Annotated in this window: 3 protein-coding genes; all 3 read right to left on the bottom strand. The window is 34.3% G+C overall.

All coding sequences use genetic code 11. The features are described 5' to 3' along the window. Positions 1-15 precede the first annotated feature (15 nt). The 3 genes from AFK68_RS36310 to AFK68_RS05405 all read right to left on the bottom strand — a co-directional run bounded on the left by AFK68_RS36310 (position 16) and on the right by AFK68_RS05405 (position 3,447). The gene (locus AFK68_RS36310; RefSeq protein WP_168186332.1) at positions 16-174 is read right to left on the bottom strand and encodes a hypothetical protein; all 159 of its coding nucleotides are present in this window, start codon (positions 172-174) and stop codon (positions 16-18) included. Then, a complete protein-coding gene (locus AFK68_RS05410) occupies positions 167-625 on the bottom strand; it encodes a hypothetical protein (protein ID WP_094671901.1) in 459 nt (152 codons plus the stop codon). The genes AFK68_RS36310 and AFK68_RS05410 overlap by 8 nt, the downstream gene beginning before the upstream one ends. A 1,514-nt stretch (positions 626-2,139) precedes the next feature. Continuing rightward, a complete protein-coding gene (locus tag AFK68_RS05405; protein WP_246844008.1) occupies positions 2,140-3,447 on the bottom strand; it encodes an FtsX-like permease family protein in 1,308 nt (435 codons plus the stop codon). Positions 3,448-3,485: the final 38 nt, after the last annotated feature.

The raw sequence follows: 3,485 nt of genomic DNA, 5'->3' as shown, positions 1-3,485 counted from the left end.
TAATTAAGTTATTGTTTAAATTTTACAAATTATTAAAATCTGTCCTAATATCTTTAATAATTTGGCATCAAATTTAGCTATCCTTAATCTAGCTCTTTCATAACGTTTAGACTCTAAGGTTTTCGGCCATGCTTCAGAGTCATTTTTTTGATGATTAATTTTCGGTTTAAGCATATTTAGGCTCAAAGCTAATTCCTGATGATGCCCAACTTTGTAAATCAGGAGCTAAACGAATTAATTTTTTATGAATTTCATCTGTCACCCACAAGACTAAGGGAAAGTGAAAGTTTAGAAAGTTATTTCTAACTAAGTTAGCTGTAGTTAGCACTTTATCTAAGGTATTAACTGACTCTAAACTCTTAACCATTAAAGCTTTGGGGAAACGATTATTTAGATTTTGATTAATACTGGAGTAAAGTGTATCTGTAAAATTTTCTAATGCTAATTCTTGGTATTCTACAGGGTATTCTGCTTTGAATTTTTGGAGGATTTCTTCTCTTAATTCTGGAGAATTACAACGGACTAAAATTAGGGAAAAATCACCCTCAGATAGAGTTATCGCTCTAGCTAAGGTTTGTAGAGAGCGATCATATGGATTATTATGTCCAACTTTACTTTTCTTCATTTTAAGGATTTTTTATTATATATTTTTATTATCAGGTATTAGCTATCGTTCAAAAGTTAATATTTCTAAACTTATGGTTGAATAGTTTCACTATATTTTTTCAACAATGTAGTGGGGGTTTTAGGCAAACTACCTATCCCTGACTACTATAGAATTTTATTTTCTAAAAAGAATGTATCTGTAATTATACAGTATAAATTTAGGGTTTAGATTGGTCTTAGAAGNGTAGTGGGGGTTTTAGGCAAACTACCTATCCCTGACTACTATAGAATTTTATTTTCTAAAAAGAATGTATCTGTAATTATACAGTATAAATTTAGGGTTTAGATTGGTCTTAGAAGTAAGTATTATCACGGTTATTTTTGATGATTATACTTATATTTTATAACCTAGATGTTCCCAAAATTCATTATTTTTGTAATACCAAGCGTGAAAAAATAATGTTACAAATAATCAGCAGTATTAAAATACTTTCTAGGAAATATCTATTTGACGACAAAGATCAACTAATACATGAAAAATGGTATCAAAACTATTCATCCTGAGTAAGCATTTCCTGCGGAATGCGGAGCAAACAGCAATAATATCTCGCCCTTAAGGATGGAGTTTAATGAATATATACTTTAAGCTCAAGGGAGCAGACTTTTGTAATAAGATTAGGACTTACGCAGAAACGCTATATATAGCGTTTAAAACTATTACGCAATAGTTTTTTAACTCTATACATAGTACCTTTGCGTAAGTCCTGAAGATTTAATTCTGGTTCAATCAATAAAGCTTTTATCGTCTACCAAAAGCAATAGCTAATAAGCTAATAGCTGATAGCTAATAGCTGATAGCTGACGGCTGAATGCTTACAGAGAGACTCCTGTCTCCTAAGCAGTAACCTAAATATTTGTAGTAAAGATTTATCAAACTGGTATCACATATATATCTATATATATCTATAAATTATGACTTATATCATGTCCGGTTGAATAGTTATAAATAAATGAGGGAGGAGTCAGGAGTCGTAGGGGCGATTCTACGGAATACTTAGTAAACGCGTAATTAGGAGCATTCCGGCACGGAAATCGCCCCTACAGGAGTCAGGAGGGAAGAGAGGAGAAAGAAAGTATAAAAAGAAGAAAGTTTTTTTTATCACGCTCTTATCCGGACATGATATTACGCAAAGGTACTATGTATTTCTAGTTATATTTATTTATTTATTTTCTTGATTAAATTTACATCTAAATATCTACAAAAATACTTGTAACCTATGTGATAAATATCAAGTTAGACCAGAGATTTAATAATTATTTAGGGTTTGCTGAATAAGTCTTTTAGTAGAGGGAAGGGTCAGGAGTCGTAGGGGCGATAAATACAGCAGTTTCCGAAGCTATGAGGTACAGTTGTTTTTATTCTTTTCTATTCCCTATTCCCTCCATACCTATTCCCTGTTCCCTCAAACCTAAAATTTTGTACCTCATAACAACGGGAAACCCTCTATTATTTGGGGACAAATCAAAAGATCCCTAAGCTTTAAATACGATCGCTGGATCGATGCGAGTTACTTTTTGAATTGCGAAGAAAGCTGAACCGACACACATTATAACGGTTACACCCAATACTCCTAGTGCAGACCAAGGTGTAATCAAAATAATAATTCCCTTACTGGCCACCCAACCACTCAATCCTAAACAAACCAGCATTCCAGGAATATAACCCAAAACTGCCATCCAGATTGCCTGCTCGACAATTACTGCATATAATTCTTTATCCGATGCGCCCATTGCTTTAAGGGTGCCAAACTCTTTAATATGGTCGGACACAGAAGAATACAAAATCTGAGCTACCACAACTATGCCCACAATTACACCTACTACTGCTCCCATTCCCAAAACTAAACCAATGTTTGTCCTTGCTAACCAAAAAAATCTAGTTTTCTCAGATAATTCCTCTTTAGTATAAGCATTAGTACCCTTTATTTCCTCTTCTATTCTTTGTTTTAATGCTTGTAAATCTTCACCTGGTTTAGCTTTAACTAATATATAAGCGATCGGGTCTGCTATTTCTAACTTTTTGGGTGTGGGTATTTCCTCTAACTTTTTAGTGGGGTCTTTTTTGTCCACTACTTTTGTACATTGGAGATTACCTGCTCCTACTACTTTGCAGTTAACTTCAGCGTTAATACCTGCACTTATGTAGGTATTGGCATTTTCCAGGGATGTAAATAATAGGGTACTTGATACAATTGATTGAGTACCTTTTGTCACTGCAACTAATTTTGCTGGTAAGGAACCGGCGATCGCTGTTGTTCCTATTCCTTCTGAGAGCATACTGGATAACCTACTTTGGTCGGCCATTACTGCAAAAGGTTCTTTTAGGTCTTTGACATTTCCCTCAATGACATTTCCTGGATTAAATAGTTGTCCATCTGGGTTGAATCCAATTACCATTAATGGACTCATTTCTCCATTCTGAGGTCGCCATCTGACCCCTCCTAAAATTAAGGCTTCTGCTTGCTGGACACCTTGTATAGTTTTTGCCTGGCTTAATTGGCCATAAAGTAGGGGGTCTGTCAGCTCGAAGTTAACCATTTCATCAGAGGCAATCCAAATATCTGCATTGGATTTATCTATTAATAAGGTTGTGGAACGAGCAAAACCGTTTAATATACCTGTTTGGATTGTTACTAAGCTAACTGCAAATAATATTCCAGCTTGGGCTACTATAAACCGAGGAATATCTTCTAATAAATTTTTACGAGCTATAGTTTTCGTCAGTTTTTTATACAGGAATAGGGATAAGTGCAGAACAAATAAAACAACTTTTTCAGCCATTTCAGCAGATTGAACAAAAAAGGGAACAACAAATAGAG

This window comes from Hydrocoleum sp. CS-953, assembly GCF_002260545.1.
GTDB lineage: Bacteria > Cyanobacteriota > Cyanobacteriia > Cyanobacteriales > Microcoleaceae > Trichodesmium.
Note: the sequence above shows the minus strand (reverse complement) of the source record. Positions and strands in the feature narration are given on the sequence as shown.

Bases quoted from the DNA above. Each gene is read 5' to 3' on its own strand.
- AFK68_RS36310 (WP_168186332.1), bottom strand. From the start codon at position 174: ATGCTTAAACCGAAAATTAATCATCAAAAAAATGACTCTGAAGCATGG.
- AFK68_RS05405 (WP_246844008.1), bottom strand. From the start codon at position 3,447: ATGGCTGAAAAAGTTGTTTTATTTGTTCTGCACTTATCCCTATTCCTG.
- AFK68_RS05410 (WP_094671901.1), bottom strand. From the start codon at position 625: ATGAAGAAAAGTAAAGTTGGACATAATAATCCATATGATCGCTCTCTA.